This window comes from Arthrobacter sp. fls2-241-R2A-172 (assembly GCF_030208885.1).
In the GTDB taxonomy this organism is placed as follows: Bacteria; Actinomycetota; Actinomycetes; order Actinomycetales; family Micrococcaceae; genus Arthrobacter.
Map to the genome: position 1 here is coordinate 296,137 of NZ_JARVTB010000001.1, position 17,707 is coordinate 313,843.

Here is a 17,707-nt window from a genome sequence, read left to right on the forward strand (position 1 = left end):
AACGGCGTTATCTGTAGCTCTCTTGGGCTCGTCGCCCGAAGCGTTTCCTTAGCGGCCGGTGCCGCCGTAAACGGTAGCCTCGGCGTCGCCGTCGAGCTCGAAAGCGTTGTGGATGGCGCGGACGGCGTCATCCAGCGCATCAGCGCTGGTCACGACGGAGATGCGGATCTCCGAGGTGGAAATCATGTCGATGTTGATGCCGGCGTCGGAAAGGGCCTTGAAGAACGTGGCCGACACGCCGGGGTGCGAACGCATGCCCGCGCCAATCAGCGAAAGCTTGCCGACGTGCTCGTTGTATTCGATGCTTTCGAAGCCGATCTGGCCCTCGGCGGCACGCAGGGCGGCCAAGGCGTCCGCACCTTCGACGATGGGGAGCGTGAACGAGATGTCCGTACGGCCTGTGCCGTGCGTCGAGACGTTCTGGACGATCATGTCGATGTTCGAGTGCGCATCGGCGATCACCTGGAAGATCGCAGCAGCCTTGCCGGGGATGTCCGGAACGCCCACAACGGTGACCTTGGCTTCGGACCGGTCGTGCGCAACGCCGGAGATGATTGGCTGCTCCAAGGCAACTCCCTCTTGAATCGTGAACTTTTCTTCGGCGCCCGGGATGACCCACGTGCCTTCGTTCTGGCTGAATGACGAACGGACGTGCAGCGGCACACCGAAACGACGTGCATACTCCACGCAACGGAGGTGCAGGATCTTGGCGCCGGAAGCAGCCAACTCCAGCATTTCTTCACTGGAAATACGGTCGATCTTCTGGGCGCTGGTCACTACGCGGGGATCGGCAGTGTAGATGCCGTCCACATCCGTGTAGATTTCGCAAACATCGGCTTCGAGGGCCGCCGCCAGGGCAACGGCAGTGGTGTCCGAGCCGCCCCGGCCCAACGTGGTGATCTCATGGGTAGCGCGGCTCATGCCCTGGAAACCAGCGACGATGGCGATGTGGCCCTTGTCCAGCGCAGTGCGAATGCGGTGGGGGTCGACGTCGATAATCCGCGCCTTGCCGTGGATGCCGTCCGTAATCATGCCGGCCTGAGAGCCTGTGAAGGACTGTGCCGAAGCACCGAACTTGTTGATGGCCATGGCAAGCAGGGCCATGGAAATACGTTCGCCGGCGGACAGGAGCATGTCCATCTCACGGGCCGGAGCGGAGTCCGTGACCTGGCTCGCGAGGTCCAGGAGTTCATCGGTGGTGTCGCCCATCGCGGAGACAACAACCACAACCTCGTTGCCGGCCTTCTGCGCATCCACGACGCGCTGTGCGACCCGCTTGATGCCATCGGCATCGGCAACCGAGGAGCCGCCGAACTTCTGCACGATCAGCTGCTTGGTAATGGCAGCCTCGTTGGAGAGCTCGTCGATCTTCACTTCGGTAGTGGGCATAGTCATGCGCGCACCCTCACTGCATCAATAGGGTTCGAACGCGGCCTGCCAATGTGGCATTGGAACACGCCTGCGTAGCTTATTTCCCCAGTTTATCGCCGCGGGCAGTGCTGACAGGAATTGTGACCACATGGCGGCCAGGGCTTGTTGGACCAGCAGCATCCGGTGGGCGTCGGGTTGCGGTTCTACTTGGCGGTGGGAGAGGCCCCGAAGTTTTCGGGATAGAGCTCTTTGTAGATCGCAGTTTGGTCCCCGGCGATGCAGACAGTGTCCATTTCCAAGCCGGAGCCTTTGATGTTTGCGTAGTAGGACATGAGTTGTCCGCCATTCTGATCGGCGTAGAGGCGGATGAGTCCCGGGTCTTTGGGGTTGGTTTCGGTGCGGGTGGTGAAGCCTTTGGATTCCCAGAACTTTTTGACGGCGTTGACGGAAGCTTCAAGGTCGACGGGGTCGGGGGTTTGGGTCAGGATGCTGTAATTCACTCCGTCTTGCCCGTCGGGTGTGCTGCAGGAACTGTTGGCAGGTTTGTCCGTGTCGGCCCATTTTTGAGGCCCGATAACTTTCTGGGTTTCGGTTTTGAAAGCGTTGAGGTCTGCGAGGGCTTGTTTGAGTTCTTGGACCTGGGCTTTGACGGTTGCAGGGTCACTGGGGTAATCCCTGGTGGTGGGCGTGCAGCCGCTCAGCGCAATGGCCGCGCAGAACAGTCCGGCGAGTATGCTGCTTGCCCTTACCGGGGCCTCGGGTTCAAAGGGCATGAGCTTCAGCTTTTCCGTAACGACTTCTACCTCGGGGTTCTATTTGCCGGTAGTTGAGGGGCTGGGATGGGAAGGGAGACCGAAGTTTTCGGGATAGAGCTCTTTGTAGATCGCGGTTTGGTCTCCTGCGATGCAGGAGCTGTCCATTTCCAGGCCGGAGCCTTTGATGTTGGCGGTGAAGGATATGAGGTGTCCGCCGTTCTCGTCGGCGTAGAGGCGGATGACTCCTGGGTCCCGTGGGTTGGATTCGACGCGGGTGGTGAAGCCCTGGGATTCCCAAAATGTCTTGACGACGTTGACCGAGGCTTCCAAGTCGAGGGTTTCCATTGATTGGCTCATGATGCTGTAATTCACGCCTTCTTGCCCGTCTGGTGTGGTGCAGTGCATGTTTCGAGTGCCCTTATCGACCCATTTTTGGGTTCCGATGGTGTGTTGGGTTTCGGTTTTGAAGGCGTGGACATCGGCGAGGGCTTGTTTGAGTTCTTCGACCTGGGCTTTGACGGTGGCAGGGTCGCTGGGGTTGTTTGGGCCGGTCAATGGTTTCTCCGTGGTGGTGGGCGTGCAGGCGCTCAGCGCAATAGCAGCAAAGAACAGTCCGGCGAGTATGCGGCTTGCCCTTACCGGGGCCTTGGGTTCAAAGGGCATGAGCTTCACCTTTCCGCAACGTCTTCTACCTGGGAGGTCTATTTGCCAGTGTCGGAGGGGCTGGGATTGGACGGGAGGCCGAAGTTTTCGGGATAGAGCTCTTTGTAGATCGCGGTTTGGTCTCCTGCGATGCAGGCGCTGTCCATTTCCAGGCCGGAGCCTTTGATGTTTGCGTAGTAGGACATGAGTTGTCCGCCGTTCTGATCGGCGTAGAGGCGGATGAGGCCTGGGTCTTTGGGGTTGGTTTCAGTGCGGGTGGTGAAGCCTTTGGATTCCCAGAACGTTTTGACGGCGCTGACTGAGGCTTCAAGGTCGACTGGGTCGGGGGTTTGGCTCAGGACGATGTAGTTCACGCCGTCTTCCCCGCCGGACGTGCTGCAGGGGCCATTTCGGAGGCCCTCGTCGACCCATTTTTGGGTCCCAATGACTTGTTGGGTTTCGGTTTTGAAGGCGTGGAGATCCGCGAGGGCTTGTTTGAGTTCTTCGACCTGGGCTTTGACGGTAGCAGGGTCGCTGGGGTCGTTTGGGCCGGTCATCGGTTTCTCCGTGGTGGTGGGGGTGCAGGCGCTCAGCGCCAAGAGCATGCTTAGCAAGCCGGTAAGGACATAGCGGGTCCTGAGACGGGCCTTGGGTTCATAGGACATGAGGTTCACTCTTTCGGACTTGTTCATCGGCCAGCAAATCCGGCCGGCGGCGAGACAGGCCGCGCGCCTGGAAGGGTACGGTCTCCGTGGCCGGTCGTTGTGAGGGCAGCTTCGTACAGGGCGGTGGTTCCTTTGTCCAGGTAGCCGTATCCGTCGCCGTCTTTTCTGTGTACCAGGGTGTTGTGTTCGGTGGTGCCGTGGTAGCGGGTCCCGTCAATCGTGGCTGATTCCGAGGAGAACACTTTCGCATCGAAGGATTCCAGGCGCGGATCCTGGCGCAGGAAGCGGCCCATTTGGGCCAGCCCATCGCCACTGGCGTGGCTGGCATAGACCTGCCCGGGACGCACGTGGAGTTCACCGGCGTTTCGGATCTCCTTTTCGATGCCGGCGGAGCCGAGCATCGTGAAGGAAGCGACGTTCAATTCCGCGGCGGCAAGGGCGTCTGAGGTCACCGTGGTGCCGTAGGAATGAGCCAGCACGTTCAGAGTCTCCGGGGTCCTGTTGCCCAAGCTTTCTCTGACGGCGTTGAAGCCCTGAAGGTCTGTGACGAAGCGGTCGGCGCCGGCGCGGGCGGCATCGCCACTGTTCACGCTCGGAACCGTGGGCGGTTCGTAGTTGATCCATGCCACCACAGCGAAAGACTTATCCCTAGAGAGCAACTTTTGTTGCGCCTGAAGGTTCGCGGCGTTGAACGCCCAGTCGTTAAAACCGCTCTGCGGGGTGATGTTCATACCGGAGACGGCGTAGGTGACGTTGTCAGCCGTGTCCGGGTTGCCAGCAGAGACCTGTGCCTTGGGGGAGCCGTGGGTAAGATCGAATCCGAGCAAAACAGCAACATCCGCGGCCCCGGCGTTCGTCAGGGCCTCACCGATGCCATTGAGGGCCTTTTGCTGCGTTTGCAGCCGTGTCCAAGCAGGGTTGGTCACGGACAGGCCTTGGCTTGCGGGCAGGAATTGAGGCGTTTTGGTGAGTTCGTCTTTCATGCGCTCGTCCTCGGTGGCGAGGCGTATGCGATTGGCCTTGTCCCGGGCAGTGGCGGTGACACCGTTCAGGTTCCCGATGACTCCGGGAAGGGTCTGGATCAGAAAAAGCTGGGCCTCGCCGGGTTCGATTGTCCCGGTGGCGACCGTCTGGCCGAGTCCGGCCCACCACTTGGCGATCATCACAGGGTCCAGCCCTGGTTGCTCGAGCAGCCCCTGAAGCCGTTCCTTGTTGGCTGGGGTGGCCAGCCACGCCTTTAGTTGTGCGGCGTTAAGGGCCCCGATGTCGGTCAAACTCACTTGCCGTGGGGGAGCGTACTGAATGAGAACGCTGTTGAGGATGGTGTCAGCCATGGAGCCGCTGCCAGCTGCTTCAAATGCTGCGGCGATGCGTTCGACCCACCCAGCATCAGCAGTGTTCTCACTGAGCAGCTGCTCGAAACCGGGCACGAAGGTGACGCTGCCGCTGTTCACCCAGGAACAAGCAGCGGTGAAACTACCCCAGGCGTTCCGCACACGTCCGAGTTCACTATTGAGGATGTTTGTGGAAGTTCGGGATTGGGACGCGAAGTCGCGCAGCTTTCCCGGGTCCGCCGCGCTTGTCCCGGCTTCTGATCCACCGGCGAACCTTGCCCGCTCCCTTGGGGAGAATTCTGCTGAAACCGTCGGTGTGGGCAACTGCCATTCCGCGGGCATGGGGTCACTCAACGGACTCAGGAAAGACTGAAATTGTTGTTCACGGATGTCGGCGCGTTGCTGCCAGTCGGCGAGGTTCTTCAGCCGCGACTTCTCCCGCGCGGCCCGCAGCTTTGCTTCCTGGACATCCTCCACCAACGCGGCGAGAACACTGGCAAGGCGGACACGGTCATCAGCCCTGACGGCACAGGCCTGGAGGAACAAGCGGGCGTAGCCCCCTTTGAAATCCTCCATGACACGATCAATGGCTCCCGACAGGAACGCGCCCTCGGAGCGTAGAGCCTCATCCGCGGAATCGGCAGCACTGATCAGAGCATCGGCCGCGCCGTCATCGAAAGCAATCCCCATAACCGAATCCCCCGAACGAATGGTTTATCCATCGAATAGCATAACAGCTCGAGTGGCCTCCATTGACGCGTTCGTGGGGGGCAGTGTTCGGGATCTCACCAGCCTGCGGAGCCGGGTTCACCCTTGAAAGGCCCCACAATGCGCCGAGTGATCCAACCCCCGTAGAAACCGCCAGATTGCGCCGTTACTGGTTCGCCGTCAATTTCGCATGACTCCATACGGCCCGGGTACAGGGCAACCCGTGTTCTGAGAGCCTCGAAACCCTGCGTGGGTTCCGGGTAGGTCCACCCGCCGCGGGATGCGACCACACTGTTTGCCACGACGTCGAAGTAAGCCGCCATCCCCTTGAATTCGCAGAAAGTTCCGCCTTCCACCGGGATCAATACTCCGGCAGGGAACGCCTCGAAGGGCAGGTAGTAGACGGGAGGGTGGCTGGTTTCGAGGACCCTGACCGAATCCACGGTGTCCGCAATGATCCGGCCGCCGAGCCGGACCACAATCCTTTCCGAGCGGTGCTGCACCACCGGAGGCCTTGGATAGTCCCATACCGACTCCTGCCAGCTCAGCGGGGTGACGGGCTGCGGACGCTTGGGGAAACGGGGGAGTTGGGCCATGAACTATGGTCCCACCTTCTTCCGGCATCTCTGTTGATGCGTGACGCCCAGGCGTACCATCCACGTCATGAAGATTGCGTGGTGCCTTGGCCGGCGTTCCTGACCGTTCGGGCAAGCGGGGTGCCGGTGCAAACGAGCCGGAGTACGAGGTCATCGGCGGTGGATTGGTTGACGATCAGCCGCGGGTGACTTCATCCAGCGGTGGTTCGGAACCACCGCCTGCGGCCGTCGTCAAAACTGCCCTGAAACTGGCTTGGCGGGATGCCCGGAATTCGTTGTTCTCCTGGTGGTTTTGGCTGGGCTGCTGTTGCGCCATCGCCTTTGCAGGTGGCGTTGCCGCTGCAATGGTTGCCTGGGTGCAATCGCTCGAAGGGTTCGACTCGGACGTCTTGGGTGCCACCTACGTCTTTATGGCTGGATTCCTGGCCTTGGCCGCCGCGATACTGGGTGTCATCTGTGGCTTCCGGCATGCCTGGTCGAGCATTCTGGTCCGCTTCCTCGCAGCGACCATCCGTGGAGTCGTTTTCGCTGCGCTGTCATGTGTGGTCCTGCTGATCGTGGGTTTCAACACGGGTGGGCCGCCAGCGCTGGCTGGGGCGGCCGGCGTCGTGATTGTCCTGGAGGTGGGACTGTTCGGACTCATGGGCGGAGGTGCGCAGGCGTGCTTTGCCTCTACCGTTCCGGCGGGCGTCCTGGCTGGGGTGGTGACGATGTTCCTTTGCTTCGGGAATGGTGCTCTCACTCTGTTGCTGCTTGCCGGAACCAGTGAGATGGGCGGCGCCTCAGTGCCCGTGAACGTGGAGAGGGACGACGCGGGGAGGATCACTGCATACGAGTGTGTTGGCAGCCTGCACGAGGTGGAGGTGGTGCATACGGAACGCGTGGCATGGCTTGCGGCATCGAATCCTGCGCTGCTCCTGGGGAGTATTGGAGCCCAGTTTGTGCCCCCTGACCACACCGTCGGATGGATGTTGGCCGGCCTCCAGTACGCCGCCGACGGCCCGTCCCGCGAAGTCCCTTGCCTGGACGGAGAATCGAGTGCCCAGCTCGCGCCGCCGGTGCCCGTGGCTTTCGCCGGCTTTGCAGTACAGGCCGCATTTGCTGCGCTACTCACCATTTCAGGGCGTTGGTTGGAGGCGCGGAGGGCGGGCATTTCCTGACTGCCCAGGCTCCTCTTGAATTCTGTGTCCGGAAAGATCGATGACTACTTCAACATGGCGAGGAGCGCAGCCGGACAAGTGGTCACCGCCGCAGATGCCACCTACGTGGTGGTGGTCCCGGAACCGAAGCTACAACAGTGCGTTGCGCCTTCCCTCGAATGCCCGGCCCAGCGTGACTTCGTCGGCGTACTCAAGGTCGCCACCCACGGGAAGCCCGGAAGCCAGCCGCGTCACAGCGACCCCAATGGACTTCAACATACGTGCCAGGTAGGTAGCCGTGGCTTCGCCCTCAAGGTTGGGGTCGGTGGCGATGATGATCTCCTGGATGGCGCCATCATTCAATCGGGTCAGGAGCTCGCGGATCCGCAACTGCTCCGGACCGATGCCAGCGATCGGATTGATGGCGCCACCCAGCACGTGGTACCGGCCACGGAAGGACCGGGTCCGCTCAACGGCCAGGACGTCCTTGGACTCCTCAACCACGCAGATGACCGACGGGTCCCTGCGCGGATCCCGGCAAATGTTGCAGGTCTCCTGCTCGGTCACGTTGAAGCAGACCGAGCAGAACTTCACCCGTTCCTTAACCGTGGTGATGGCCGTTACCAGACGCTTCATGTCCTCTGGATCAGCCTCCAGGATGTGGAACGCCAGGCGCTGCGCTGATTTGGGGCCCACACCGGGAAGCCGGCCGAGCTCGTCAATCAGCTCCTGAACTGCACCTTCGTACACAATGTCCTCATTTGGTTGAAATCAATGCTGCAATCAGCGGTTGTGCAGGGGAGAACCGTCCAAGGCGCGCTCTTCGATCAGCTTTCCGCCCAGAATACGCTCCACTGCAGCCCGCCCAAAGACCCTCGATTCCTCGATGGTTTCGTCCTCAGGGCTCGGGATGTCCTCCGCAGTCGCCGTGGGGGCTGCCTGGGTCCTGGCCGGCGCCTGGACGCGACCAGCCTGTGCCTCAGGGCTGTTGGTCAGCCGCTGGTACAGGCTTTGACGACCGTTGGGACTGCCCGACGCCGGACCCTCCTCGAGCGTGGCAACGGAACCGTGCGCTTCAACCGGCTGCGCGGCCAAGGAAGGCCATGTCGCGGGGGCGCTGCCGGTGGCCTGCGTTGCCGTGGCTTGGGGTGCGGGCCAGCTCGACGTCGGCGCGACGTCCCAGCTCGACCCTGCGGGAGCGTCCGGTCCGGTTGGATGGCCGTACGTTCCGGCTGCAGCTTCGGGAACCTGGGCCGCGGCGGGCTCGTAGTCCGGGGTGTCCACTGCGGCGGCAGCGGTCTCTTCCGGGGCCTGCGGGTGCCTGCCCACGTTCGACTCCGTGCCTACTACCCAAGTTCCCGGTGCCTTCTCGACTGCCCTGGACCACGGGTCCTCGGAGGTGCTGGAGGGCGCCCCCGGAGTGCTGGGTGCCGTGGCTGGTGAAGGCTTGGCCGGGGACGGTTCTCCATCCGAAGTTGGTGCTGCACCCGGGGACGGTGCTGTGCCTGTACTTGTGCCAGGACGGCCGTATCCGGACGGCGGCTCCCAGTCCGCAGGGGGCTCCTCATCCAGTGGAGGCGCGTCCTCGTCGAGGGGTGGGCCCCAATCGTCATCCGGGTATGAGTAGTCGCCGGCCGAGGTGGAGCTGGCCTGAGCCGCTCCCTGCGTTGAGGGCTGCGGTGCGGGTTCGGCTGGCGACACGGAGGCAACCTGCGACACGGATGCAACCTGCGCCGTAGCTTCGGTTTTCACCGCGGTATCAGCAAGCGCCCGTGGGGTCGAAGCGGGCGCAGCCGGGCTCGTTGGCATGTGGGCAGGTTCCGGCGACGGGGCAATCGGGGATGCCTCCGACGCGGGAGTACCCGCCGGCGCAAGACCCCAGGCGGAGTCGACCGCTGAGACGGCGGCTGGAGAGGCTCCCGCTGGTGCTGCTGCGTCGGGCACTGGCGCAACACTTGCCGCTCCACCGCCTGCCGACGCCGGGGTGTCCCGGCTAGTAGGTGCTTTTGGGTTTGGCTCAGAGCTCGCTGAGCTGTTGCCGCCGGCCACCGCGACGATCTGGCAATCAATGCCCAGGGTCTTGTGGATTGCTTGGCGAAGGTTCTCGGAGTGGTCCGCGCGCCCGAAGGCACCGGCCAAGCCACCGGTCGTGAACGCCAAAGTGAGCAGTTGGCCGTCGAACTGGGCCACTTGGGCGTTGGGCTCGACGAGCGCCCACGTGCTGCGCTTGATCTTGGTCAGCGTTTGGAGAACGTCAGGCCAGGCGCGGCGAAGAGCTTCTACGTCCCCAGCCCCCGACGGAGCCGGTTCCGATTGTGGCGCTGGGGCTTGGGCGGGAGCCGGCGCAGCCTGTGCAGGAGGAGCGGCTTGAGCTGGAGCCGGCGCAGCCTGTGCAGGGGCGGCAGGCTGCGCCTGTGGCGATGGTTGAGGTGCGACAGCCTGCGGTGCGCGGCCGGCAGTCGACCGTTCCTCTACAGGCCAATCGTTGGTGGAAACCCGTGGCGCCGTGATGGGGTCGCGGTTGACTGCGGCGACGGCCGGCTCAGGAGTTGCAGGAGCCGATGGCTGGGAGGCCGACGGTGCTGCAGGTTCCTGCACAGGGGTCGGTTCCGGCCGGGTGGGCTCCGGAGCAGCAACCACCGGTGCGGGAACGTTCGGTGCTGCTTCCACCGAAGCCACGGCGGCAGGCGGGGCAGCAGCAACAGCCGGCTTTCCGGCGTCGCCCGCGTAGTTCAGGCGACGTTCCACGCGGTCGATGCGCGCAGCGATACCCCGTTCGGTCTGCTCCGAGCTGGGGAGGAGAATTCGAGCGCACAGGAGTTCAAGGTGAAGCCGCGGCGACGTAGCGCCGGTCATTTCCGTCAGTGCGGTGTTGGTGACATCCGCCGCGCGGGAAAGTTCCGCTGCGCCAAGGTTAGTGGCCTGGTTGCGCATACGGGCGATCTGGTCGGCGGGCATGCCGCGGAGGATGGCTTGGGCGCTCTCGGGCATCGCCTGAACAATGATCAGGTCGCGGAAGCGTTCCAAAAGGTCTTCGACAAAACGCCGGGGGTCGTGGCCCGTCTGGATGACGCGGTCCACTGCTTTGAAGACCACTGCGGCATCCGAAGCTGCAATGGCATCCACGATGTCGTCCAGCAGGGACGCATGGGTGTAGCCGAGGAGGGCAACAGCGAGCTCGTAGTCCAGGCCGTTCGGTCCGGCGCCGGCCATGAGCTGGTCCAGCACGGAAAGTGTGTCACGGACCGAACCGCCACCAGCGCGGATCACCAGGGATAGCACCCCTGGAGCCACGGGGACGTTCTCTTGCTGGCAGAGCAGCTCAAGGTATTGCATGAGCGGCTCCGGGGGCACCAGCCGGAAGGGGTAGTGGTGCGTGCGGGAGCGGATGGTGCCGATGACCTTGTCCGGCTCGGTGGTGGCGAAGATGAACTTGATGTGTTCCGGCGGCTCCTCGACGATCTTCAGGAGCGCGTTGAAGCCGGCGGACGTGACCATGTGGGCCTCGTCAATGATGAAGATCTTGTAGCGGTCACGAACCGGGGCAAAGGTTGCCCGCTCGCGGAGGTCGCGGGCGTCGTCCACGCCACCGTGGCTGGCGGCGTCAATCTCAATGACGTCCAGCGACCCGGATCCGCCACGGGCCAGTTCGATGCAGCTGGGGCATTTGCCGCAGGGCGTGTCAGTGGGGCCCTCGGCGCAGTTCAGGCAGCGGGCAAGGATGCGCGCTGACGTGGTCTTGCCACAGCCGCGGGGGCCGGAGAAGAGGTAGGCGTGGTTCACGCGGTTCTTGCGGAGCGCCGTCATCAGCGGCTCTGTGACGTGTTCCTGCCCGATAACGTCCGCGAAAGAGTCGGGCCGGTACCGTCGATAAAGGGCAGTTGTAACAGTCACAAGTGAAACCTACCTATAGGGACTGACATTTAAATAAGAGACCCCTCATGCACCCGCCAGAGCCCATCTACCCTTGCTACCTTCCGGTCCTGGGGGAGTTCAACAGGATGACGCCACATGAGGGGCCGTCGACAAGCTTACCCGAACTCGGGGCGGGGTTCGAATCGGCCATCGACGGCTGTGGATACGGCTCGACGGCGGGTGGCTGGGCTGCGCGGATCTACCGCCAGCCGTTCACCGGCCACGTCATGAAGGCGGGTTCCTCGTAAGGGTGAGAAGCCCGCAAAGCCAGTACAACGCCGTCGAGAATTTCCTCCTCCACCACGCACTCCACCCTGATTTCCGGCACTTGCTGCTCAATCGACACCTCGCCAATGAATGGGCGCGCCCCCGGCAACGGTGTGAAGCGGCCTGTGCCTGGGGAAGTGAAGGCACAGTGTGAGTAGTCGCCGATCCGTCCGGCGCCGGCATCACCGATGGCGAGGAGAACTCCCTCAATATGCGTCTCAGGTACGTAAACCACCAGTGCATGAAGCTGCGTCATGCAGACATCTTGTCAGCAACTTCGGCTACAAACAGGTCTCAACCATTGCAAATCCGAGGTTCGCGGCGGACCATGGGTATGTACACCGATTGGGGCAATCTCAAGGTTGTGAGCTGCGGGGCCTGGGGGCGAGGGGCCGGACCCGGTGGCTCAACGATGTACCGCAAGAATGGGCGCGTTGGGGGCGTCCATTTTTCCGTTAAGCGCCAATTTGCCACCCCCTTGGGGAGCCCGGGTTTGGGTCGATTACGCGATGCCGAAATTCTCAGGTACAGTAGTATCTGCTTTCGAATCGGAAGCAAGGAGAATTCGCCTAGCGGCCTATGGCGCACGCCTGGAACGCGTGTTGGGTTAACGCCCTCGGGGGTTCAAATCCCCCATTCTCCGCGGTTGGCCCCAGTCCTCGGACTGGGGCCTTTTGCGTATCCGGGAGTTACCCGGCGTCAGCCTGCTGCTCCGCGTCCAGTTGCTGCGCCGCTGCCACGCGCTCCAGAACTTCCCGGCAGGCCGCCGTCGCCGGGTGAATACGCCCGGCCGTCCTGGTGGAGGTGAATACAGTGCGCTTCGGCAGCCCCGGCAGGTCCAGCAATTGAACGGTCCGGGTGCGTCCGGTCCAGACGAGGTCGGGCATGAGCGCTACGGCGTTTCCGGATTCAATGAGCCGGATCTGTGCTTGGAGGTCGGCTGTTTCATACCGGACGTCGGGTTCGAAGCCCGCGGAACGGCAGGCCTGCTCCGCCCAATGCCGGGAAGCTGCGCCGCGGGGTTCCATGACCCAGGGCATGGAGGCAGTGTCGGCCAGGGTGGAGACGGCTTCGCCGCCAAGTCCCACCGGGGGAGTGGCAAGCCGAATGGCATCGCTGGTGAGGATGACGCGGTCCAGGCCGCTGTGGTGCGGAGCGGCATGGCCAGGGTACTGCTCGGCAACCACCAGGTCGAAGTCCCGCGCCCAGGTTTCGTACAGGGCCGTTTCGGGTTCGCGCTGGGTCATTTCGACGCGCACCTCCGGGTACTCCTGCCGCATGATGGTGAGGAAACCGGGGAGCAGGGCCAGTGCGGCTGACTGGAACACGGCCAGGCGCACGGTTCCCGTCACCATCGACAATGAGGCGGCCAAGTCGGTTTCGGCCTTTTCCAAGGTCTCCAGGAGGGCTGCGGTGTGGGCTACGAGGATCTCCGCCTGCGGGGTCAGCTGGACCCTGCGCCCGGCTTTGCGGAGCAGTTCAACCCCGGCCTCCTTCTCCAGGAGGGTCAGCTGCTGCGACACCGATGACGGGCTGTACTGCATCGCGTCGGCCACCTCGGCGAGCGTTCCGCGGATCTTTAACTCGTGCAGCAAACGGAGCCTGCGGACATCCAGCAAGTCGGCCTCCAAAAGATCGGAATGGATAACGAATATTCGTCGGAAAAGATCGCTTTTCCTAACGTGATTGTAGATCCATACTGATGGAAACAAACAAACTTCTCCGCCTCAGAAGGAGCCCCCATGACCAGCACCATCCCGGATGCCACCGCCCCGAGCACCCAGGATTCCGGACAGTTCGATGATCTTGCCCAGGAAGCCATTGCCTTGGTCCGCCACTGGTTGACCGAAGCCAGCAAGATCCCCGTGGACGTCTCCGCCCAGCGCCTTGCCGGCGTCTTGAAAGACCCCAACGGCTTGGACTTCACGGTGGGATTCGTCGACGGCGTCATCCGTCCTGAGGATCTGTCCGTCGCCGGCCGTAAACTCGCCGAGCTGGCCCCGAAGGTCCCTAAGTTCCTCCCCTGGTACATGCGCAGCGCTGTCCGCGTGGGTGGCGTCATGGCTCCGATCCTCCCTCAGGTAGTAATTCCCATTGCCCGCCGCGTGCTCCGCGAAATGGTGGGCCATCTCATCGTCGATGCCACCGACGCAAAGCTCGGCCCGGCTATTGCCAAGATCCGCCAGGACGGCGTGCACCTGAACGTGAACCTTCTGGGCGAAGCCGTCCTGGGCGAGCACGAAGCCCAGCGTCGCCTCGAAGGCACCCTCAAACTCCTTGCCCGCGAGGACGTGGACTACGTTTCCATCAAGGAATCCTCCACCGTGGCCCCGCACTCGCCGTGGGCCTTCGACGAAGCCGTCGATCACGTAGTGGAGAAGCTCACCCCGCTGTACCGCCTGGCCGCGTCCTTCCCGAAGCCCAAGTTCATCAACCTTGACATGGAGGAATACAAGGACCTCAGCATGACCATCGCGGTGTTCAAGCGCATCCTGGACATGCCGGAGTTCAAGAACCTGGAAGCCGGCATCGTCCTCCAGGCCTACCTCCCCGACGCCCTCGGCGCCATGCAGGAACTGCAGGAGTGGGCCACCGAACGCCGTGCCCAGGGCGGTGCTCCCATCAAGGTCCGCGTGGTCAAGGGTGCGAACCTCCCCATGGAGCAGGTTGAAGCTTCCCTGCACGATTGGCCGCTGGCCACCTGGGGGTCCAAGCAGGACTCGGACACCAGCTACAAGAACGTCATCAACTACGCGCTCACCCCCGAGCACATCGACGCCGTCCGCATTGGCATCGCTGGACACAACCTGTTCGACGTCGCCTTTGCCTGGCTGCTCGCCAAGCAGCGCGGCATCGCCCAGCAGGGACCAAAAGCGATCGAGTTCGAAATGCTCCTGGGCATGGCAACCGGCCAGGCCACTGCGGTCCGTAAGGATGTCGGCAGCCTCCTGCTGTACACACCGGTGGTCCACCCCGGCGAGTTCGACGTCGCCATCGCTTACCTGATCCGCCGCCTGGAAGAGGGCGCCAGCCAGGAAAACTTCATGTCCGCAGTCTTCGAACTCAGCGAGAACGAAGCCTTGTTCAAGCGCGAGCAGCAGCGCTTCCTGGCCTCCCTGGCCAACATGAAGGACGAGGTCCCGGGCCCGAACCGCAAGCAGGACCGCCGTCTCCCGGCCGAACCCGCACCCACCGAGGGATTCCGCAACACCCCTGACACGGACCCGGCACTCCCGGCCAACCGTGCCTGGGGCCGCGACATTCTCAAGCGCATCCCCGGTTCCACCGCCGGCAATAAGATCGTGGAGTCCACCAAGATTTCCGACGCAGCCGAACTGGACCGCATCATCGCCACCGCCGTGGATCACGGGAAGGCCTGGGGTGCCCGTCCCGCCGTCGAGCGCGCCGCCATCCTGCACCGCGCCGGTGAAGTCCTCGAAGCCCGCCGCGCTGAACTCCTGGAAGTCATGGCCTCCGAGACTGGCAAGACCATCGACCAGGGCGACCCCGAGGTCAGCGAAGCAATCGACTTCGCGCACTACTACGCCGAGCGCGCCAAGGACCTGGAAACGGTCGACGGCGCCACGTTCGTCCCAGCGAACCTCACCGTGGTGACCCCGCCGTGGAACTTCCCGGTGGCAATCCCCGCAGGCTCGACCCTCGCAGCGCTCGCCTCAGGGTCCGCCGTCGTGATTAAGCCTGCAAAGCAGGCCCGCCGCTCCGGTTCCGTCATGGTGGACGCCCTGTGGGAAGCCGGTGTTCCGCGTGAAGTGCTGGCGCTGGTTCAGCTCGAAGAGCGTGACCTTGGCACCCAGCTGGTCTCGCACCCCAGCGTTGACCGCGTGATCCTTACCGGTGGCTACGAAACGGCTGAATTGTTCCGTTCCTTCCGCCAGGACCTGCCGTTGCTCGCGGAGACGTCCGGCAAGAACGCCATCATCGTCACACCGAGTGCCGACCTTGACCTCGCTGCGAAGGACGTCGTTTACTCGGCATTCGGCCACGCAGGACAGAAGTGCTCCGCCGCGTCCTTGGTGATCCTGGTGGGCTCGGTCGCGAAGAGCGCCCGCTTCCACAACCAGCTGATCGACGCCGCACGGTCCCTGACCGTGGGCTACCCGGAGAACGCCACCACGCAGATGGGGCCGATCATCGAACCGGCAAACGGCAAGCTCCTCAATGCCCTCACCACCCTGGGCGACGGTGAAACCTGGGCCATCAAGCCCGAACGCCTCGACGAGACCGGCCGTTTGTGGTCCCCGGGCATCCGTTCCGGCGTCAAGCGCGGCTCCTACTTCCACCTGACCGAGTTCTTCGGCCCTGTGCTGGGTGTCATGACCGCTGAAACCCTTGAGGAAGCGATCGCCATCCAGAACGAGATCGAGTACGGCCTCACCGCCGGCCTGCACTCCCTGGACTCCGCCGAGATGGGCGTCTGGCTGGACACCATCCAGGCCGGCAACCTGTACGTCAACCGCGGCATCACCGGTGCGATCGTTCAGCGCCAGCCGTTCGGTGGCTGGAAGAAGTCGGCCGTCGGCGCCGGAACCAAGGCCGGGGGACCGAACTACCTGATCGGTCTGGGCAGTTGGCTCCCTGCCGAAGCAAAGGCCAAGCGCGGCACCGTCCTTCAGGGCGCAGCCTCGCAGATCCTTGCCGCTGCCAAGTCCGCTGACGTTACTGCCGAGGAACTCCAGACCCTCCAGCAGGCACTCTTCAGCGACGCCGCCGCCTGGGAATCCGAGTTCGGCACACGCAAGGACGTTTCCGCGCTGACCGCTGAGCGCAACGTCTTCCGCTACCGCTCCCTCCCTGTGACGATCCGCCTCTCCGAAGGTGAGCGACTCGCGGAGCTGCTGCGCGTCGTAGCAGCCGGTGCAGTGGCGGGCTCGAAGCTCACGGTGAGCTCCGCCGTCGTACTTCCCGACGCAGTGGTGACCGTGTTCGCGAACCTGGGCGTCAGCGTCCGGGTCGAGGACGAAGCCGCGTGGCTGGCCCGTGCGGCAAAGTTCGACGCCGGCCGCATCCGCTTGATCGGTGGCGACTTCGCCGCGCTGAGCGCGGCCATGGGTGGCCGTCCGGACGTCGCGGTCTACCACGGGGCTGTAACCCAGGCTGGCCGGATCGAGATGCTGCCGTTCCTTCGCGAGCAGGCTGTGTCCATCACGGCGCACCGCTTCGGTACCCCGAACCACCTGTCGGATGAGTTGATCTAGTTGGTCCGCCGAGGGGTGAGCTCTCTGCGGAAAGCAAGCCCCTAAGTCCCGAAAGCCAACCCCTGGGCGCACCTCATCACAAGTGAGGTTGCGTCGAGGGGTTGGCTTTCGGCGTTATGGGCGCCCCCAAAGGGGCGAGAGCTCACCCCTCGGCGAAGGGCTCCTCAAGCGTCCGCGTAACCAAGCCTCTGCAACCGTCTCAGGGCTGCTTGTTCGCTGGGCCCGTGGGATCCGAGGGCCAGGCGAACCATGCCCAGCACAGCCCTGGCCGAGGTGATGACGGGCAAGGGGATGGGGCCAAACCTGGGCGGCCGGAGCCCCAGCATGTCCTGATAGCGGGGTTCGAGGCTTGCGACGGCGGCGGCGAACAGGATGCGGTAGCCAGGACGGAGCATGGGGCTTAGTGGCGGATGGCGAATGAACCACACTGTCTCGGCCAGGCGTTCGTCGGCCCGCAGGATTCCTGAGGCGTACCATTGCTCCAGTTCTTCACGGACCTCGGCCTCGGTCAGTGGAGGATCCTCTATTCCCATGAGCCTGCCGGCTGTAGCCCACTCGCGGACGTAGGCGTCGGCTCCGCCGGGGATGGGTCGGCCCCAGATGCGGTTGGCGGTTATGAAGGAGTCAGCGTAGGTGATGTGTACCCAGCGGAGGAGTTCGGGATCGTTGGCCGCGTAGTCGCGCTGAATTCCTTTGCCGTCAACGTACGTCCCGCGGACGCGCTCATGGATTTTCCGGACCCGCGTGGTGGCGGCCTGGGCGTCCTCAGTTGATCCGTAGGTCACCGTGAAGATCCACCTGATGGTGTTCGCCAGGCGGCCGAGCGGATCCTTCTGGAACCCGGAGTGCTCGTACACGCCAGCCAGCGCGCCGGGATGCAGGGCCTGCATCAGCAGGACCCTGATCCCGGCGACGATCGTTGCCACGTGACCGTGAACCGACCAGACGGCCGACCCCGGCAGGTGATATCCGGCGTCGTGCCCTTCCGCCAGACGCGGTACCCACTCAGGCGGCGTCCCCGACGTCCCCGTGAACGTGCGCTGGAGTTCGTGCCTGTACTCGGTGAGGTAATTCCTCATGGTCCATTCGACCTCGGAAT

13 protein-coding genes, 1 tRNA gene and 1 other RNA gene are annotated in these 17,707 nt (G+C 63.5%); 3 read left to right on the forward strand and 12 right to left on the reverse strand.

Annotated features, from left to right (window positions below; all coding sequences use genetic code 11):
* Positions 1-48: 48 nt before the first annotated feature.
* From QRM57_RS01485 to QRM57_RS01510, 6 genes are all read right to left on the reverse strand, one after another.
* Positions 49-1,395: an aspartate kinase gene (locus QRM57_RS01485; RefSeq protein WP_235519758.1), complete on the reverse strand. Its 1,347-nt coding sequence runs from the start codon at positions 1,393-1,395 to the stop codon at positions 49-51.
* A gap of 179 nt (positions 1,396-1,574) precedes the next feature.
* Entirely contained in the window at positions 1,575-2,144 is a 570-nt protein-coding gene (locus tag QRM57_RS01490; protein WP_257370512.1) for a hypothetical protein, read from the reverse strand.
* A gap of 39 nt (positions 2,145-2,183) precedes the next feature.
* Complete coding sequence (locus QRM57_RS01495) at positions 2,184-2,789, reverse strand: hypothetical protein (RefSeq protein ID WP_257370511.1); 606 nt, start codon at positions 2,787-2,789, stop codon at positions 2,184-2,186.
* Positions 2,790-2,827: 38 nt separating this feature from the next.
* The gene (locus QRM57_RS01500; RefSeq protein ID WP_235519762.1) at positions 2,828-3,433 is read right to left on the reverse strand and encodes a hypothetical protein; all 606 of its coding nucleotides are present in this window, start codon (positions 3,431-3,433) and stop codon (positions 2,828-2,830) included.
* 23 nt (positions 3,434-3,456) lie between these two features.
* Entirely contained in the window at positions 3,457-5,457 is a 2,001-nt protein-coding gene (locus QRM57_RS01505) for an alpha/beta hydrolase (RefSeq protein WP_284985285.1), read from the reverse strand.
* 95 nt (positions 5,458-5,552) lie between these two features.
* Positions 5,553-6,071 (reverse strand): DUF427 domain-containing protein, encoded by a 519-nt coding sequence (locus QRM57_RS01510; RefSeq protein WP_235519764.1) that lies wholly within the window; start codon positions 6,069-6,071, stop codon positions 5,553-5,555.
* An 86-nt stretch (positions 6,072-6,157) separates the two neighbouring features.
* Between QRM57_RS01510 and QRM57_RS01515 the strand changes: the two genes are divergently transcribed.
* Entirely contained in the window at positions 6,158-7,231 is a 1,074-nt protein-coding gene (locus QRM57_RS01515; RefSeq protein ID WP_284985286.1) for a hypothetical protein, read from the forward strand.
* A gap of 129 nt (positions 7,232-7,360) precedes the next feature.
* Here QRM57_RS01515 and recR read toward each other — a convergent pair whose 3' ends face one another.
* The 4 genes from recR to QRM57_RS01535 all read right to left on the reverse strand — a co-directional run bounded on the left by recR (position 7,361) and on the right by QRM57_RS01535 (position 11,648).
* Positions 7,361-7,960, reverse strand: a complete 600-nt coding sequence (recR, locus tag QRM57_RS01520) for a recombination mediator RecR (protein WP_144661436.1) — start codon at positions 7,958-7,960, stop codon at positions 7,361-7,363.
* A gap of 33 nt (positions 7,961-7,993) precedes the next feature.
* The gene (locus QRM57_RS01525; RefSeq protein ID WP_284985288.1) at positions 7,994-11,104 is read right to left on the reverse strand and encodes a DNA polymerase III subunit gamma and tau; all 3,111 of its coding nucleotides are present in this window, start codon (positions 11,102-11,104) and stop codon (positions 7,994-7,996) included.
* Between the two features lie 33 nt (positions 11,105-11,137).
* Positions 11,138-11,234: signal recognition particle sRNA small type (ffs, locus tag QRM57_RS01530), an RNA gene on the reverse strand.
* A 90-nt stretch (positions 11,235-11,324) separates the two neighbouring features.
* A complete protein-coding gene (locus QRM57_RS01535; RefSeq protein ID WP_284985289.1) occupies positions 11,325-11,648 on the reverse strand; it encodes a YqfO family protein in 324 nt (107 codons plus the stop codon).
* Between the two features lie 302 nt (positions 11,649-11,950).
* Between QRM57_RS01535 and QRM57_RS01540 the strand changes: the two genes are divergently transcribed.
* Positions 11,951-12,035 (forward strand) — tRNA-Ser (locus QRM57_RS01540).
* Between the two features lie 46 nt (positions 12,036-12,081).
* Here QRM57_RS01540 and QRM57_RS01545 read toward each other — a convergent pair.
* Positions 12,082-13,011, reverse strand: coding sequence for a LysR substrate-binding domain-containing protein (locus QRM57_RS01545; protein WP_257370508.1), 930 nt, complete (start codon positions 13,009-13,011; stop codon positions 12,082-12,084).
* 123 nt (positions 13,012-13,134) lie between these two features.
* On the opposite strand from QRM57_RS01545, the gene QRM57_RS01550 reads away from it, so the two are divergent.
* Positions 13,135-16,608 carry a bifunctional proline dehydrogenase/L-glutamate gamma-semialdehyde dehydrogenase gene (locus QRM57_RS01550; protein WP_284985290.1) on the forward strand — a complete coding sequence of 1,158 codons (3,474 nt, stop codon included), beginning with the start codon at positions 13,135-13,137 and terminating at the stop codon, positions 16,606-16,608.
* A 164-nt stretch (positions 16,609-16,772) separates the two neighbouring features.
* Here the strand turns inward: QRM57_RS01550 and QRM57_RS01555 are convergent, their stop codons facing one another.
* Positions 16,773-17,687, reverse strand: a complete 915-nt coding sequence (locus tag QRM57_RS01555) for an oxygenase MpaB family protein (RefSeq protein ID WP_284985292.1) — start codon at positions 17,685-17,687, stop codon at positions 16,773-16,775.
* Positions 17,688-17,707 lie beyond the last annotated feature (20 nt).